The sequence below is a fragment of the Streptomyces africanus genome (assembly GCF_002150735.1).
GTDB lineage: Bacteria > Actinomycetota > Actinomycetes > Streptomycetales > Streptomycetaceae > Streptomyces > Streptomyces africanus.
The window spans coordinates 1-2,550 of record NZ_MUKA01000404.1; the positions used below are offsets into that span (position 1 = coordinate 1).

At 73.9% G+C, this 2,550-nt stretch carries 2 protein-coding genes; both read right to left on the reverse strand.

Annotated elements, in window-relative coordinates:
• Window positions 1-641, reverse strand: a 641-nt coding sequence (locus CCL05_RS37735; RefSeq protein ID WP_143590007.1) for an ATP-binding cassette domain-containing protein, incomplete at its 3' end; no start/stop codon positions are given.
• A gap of 67 nt (window positions 642-708) precedes the next feature.
• A partial coding sequence (locus CCL05_RS37740) for an ATP-binding SpoIIE family protein phosphatase (protein WP_244204538.1) occupies window positions 709-2,550 on the reverse strand: 1,842 nt, incomplete at its 5' end.

Genomic DNA, 2,550 nt, shown 5'->3' on the forward strand with positions numbered 1-2,550 from the left:
TCCAGGCGGTGGCTGACGTAGAGGATCGCGTGTCCGCGGTCGCGCAGGTCGTGCAGGACGGCGAAGAGCCGGGCGCTGTCGGCGGCGGGCAGGCGGGCGGTCGGCTCGTCGAGGACGATGAGCTTCGCGCGGGCTGCCAGGGCCCTGGCGATCGCGACGAGCGAGCGCTCGGCCGGTGCGAGCCCGGAGACCGGCGCGTCGGGGTCGAGATGCCCGGCGACGATCCGCAGCGCATCGACGCAGCGCTCGCGTGTGCGCCGCCAGGAGATCAGCCCGGTGCGGCGTGCGTATCCGGTGGTGAGGGCGATGTTCTCGGCGACCGTCATCCACTCCACGAGACCGAGGTCCTGGTGGATGAAGGACATGCTCCGGGACGCGGCCGGGCTGCCGAGGGGGATGCCGTCCACGGTGATCTGTCCCGTGTCGGCGGCGTGGACGCCGGCGAGGACCTTGATGAGCGTCGACTTGCCCGCGCCGTTGGGCCCGAGGAGGGCGAGCACGCTGCCCGCGTGGACGTCGAGGTCGACCCCGGCCAGCGCGACGGTCCCGCCGAACCGCTTGCCGAGCCCGCGGATACGGACCAGGGGCTCCGGCCCGAAGGGTGAAGCCGCCTTCACCGGCGTGTCTGGAGCGTCGCGCACCCGATCAAATTACAGCATTTCGGGCATCTTTCGGCCGCTGTGACTCCCACGCGGGTCGGCGGACGCCTCACGCGGCATCGAGCCCGCACTCGGCCCAGATGACCTTGCCCTCGGGGAGGTAGCGCGTGCCCCAGCTCTGCGAGAGCTGCGCGACGAGGAACAGGCCGCGTCCGCCCTCGTCGGTACTGGCCGCGCGGCGCAGATGGGGGGCGGTGTTGCTGACGTCGGAGACCTCGCAGATCAGCGTGCGCCCGTACAGCAGCCGCACCCGGATGGGCCCGGCGCCGTGCCGGATGGCGTTGGTGATCAGCTCGCTGAGGATCAGCTCCGCCGCGAACGCGCTCTCGTCGAGCCCCCAGTCGGCCATGCGCCGCATGGCGGACGCCCGGACCTCGGCGACGACCGACGGGTCGGCGGGCAGCTCCCAGGCGGCGATCCGACCGGGGTCGAGCGCGTGCACGCGGGCGACGAGCAGGGCGATGTCGTCGTGCGGGTGCGCGGGCGCCACGGTGTCCAGGACCGCCTGGCAGGTCTGCTCGGGTGCCCGCTCCGGATGGGCCAGGGCCACGCGCAACTGCTCCAGCACCACGTCGACGTCACGGTGGCGGTCCTCGATGAGCCCGTCCGTGTAGAGCACCAGCTGACTGCCCTCGGGGACGTCGATCTCGACGGTGTCGAAGGGCAGACCCCCGAGACCGAGCGGGGGCCCGGCCGGGAGGTCGGGGTAGGACACGGTGCCGTCGGGGTGGACGAGTGCGGGCGGCGGGTGACCGGCGCGCGCCATGAGGCACCGCTGCTCGGTCGGGTCGTAGACGGCGTACAGACAGGTCGCGCCGATGACGCCGGCGCCCTTGCCGTCGGGGTCCTCCCGGTCCAGGCGTCCCACGAGGTTGTCGAGGTGGGTGAGGACCTCGTCCGGGGAGAAGTCGAGCTCGGCGAAGCTGCGCGCGGCGGTGCGCAGCCGGCCCATCGTGGCCGCGGAGAGCATGCCGTGGCCGACGACGTCGCCGACGAGGAGCCCGATGCGGGTGCCGGAAAGGGGGATGACGTCGTACCAGTCCCCGCCCACGTCGGATTCGGCGGGCAGATAGCGGTGGGCGACCTCGACGGCGTCCTGGTCGGGCAGCCCGTGCGGGAGGAGTCTGCGCTGGAGGGCCAGGACCATGGCGCGTTCGTGGGTGTAGCGCCGGGCGTTGTCGATGGACAGGGCGGCGCGGGCGGCGAGTTCCTGGGCCAGCGAACGGTCGTCGTCCCCGAAGGCGCTCCCGGCGCGGTAGAAGCTGGCGATGCCCAGGACGACACCGCGGGCGAGCAGGGGCACCGCGATGAGGGAGTGGACGTGGGCGAGCAGGCGCGCGGTGTGCTCGGGATCCTGGGCGAGCCAGCCCGCTGCGGCCTTGAGGTCCGGTTCCAGTACCGCCTCACCCGTGGTCAGACAGCGCAGCTGGGGCGCGGTCGGGCCGAAGTCGATGCGCCGGCCGGGCTGGGTGAAGGGCAGGCCCTCGCGGACGCCGTGCAGCACCGTGCGGCGCAGGTCGGCGAGGGGGTCGGCGGATTCCTCGCCGCGCAGGACCGCCTCGGGCAGGTCGATGGTGACGAAGTCGGCCAGGCGCGGGACCGCCGTCTCGGCCAGTTCCTCGGCCGTGCGGCGTACATCCAGGGTCGTGCCGATGCGGGCGCTGGCCTCGGACAGCAGCTCCAGGCGCCGGCGCGCGGCCAGGGCGTAGGCCCCGACGTGCGGCTCCCCCACCATGACGAGCCCCCGGGCCGGGAACGGCGAGCCGGCGCCGCCCGCGGCGTCCCTGCCGCCGTACAGCGCCTCCCCAGCACCGTCGACCACACCCCCGCCGGCGTCCCCTGCGTCCGTGCCCCCGTCGACCACACTCCTGCCGGCGGGGGTGTGGTCGAC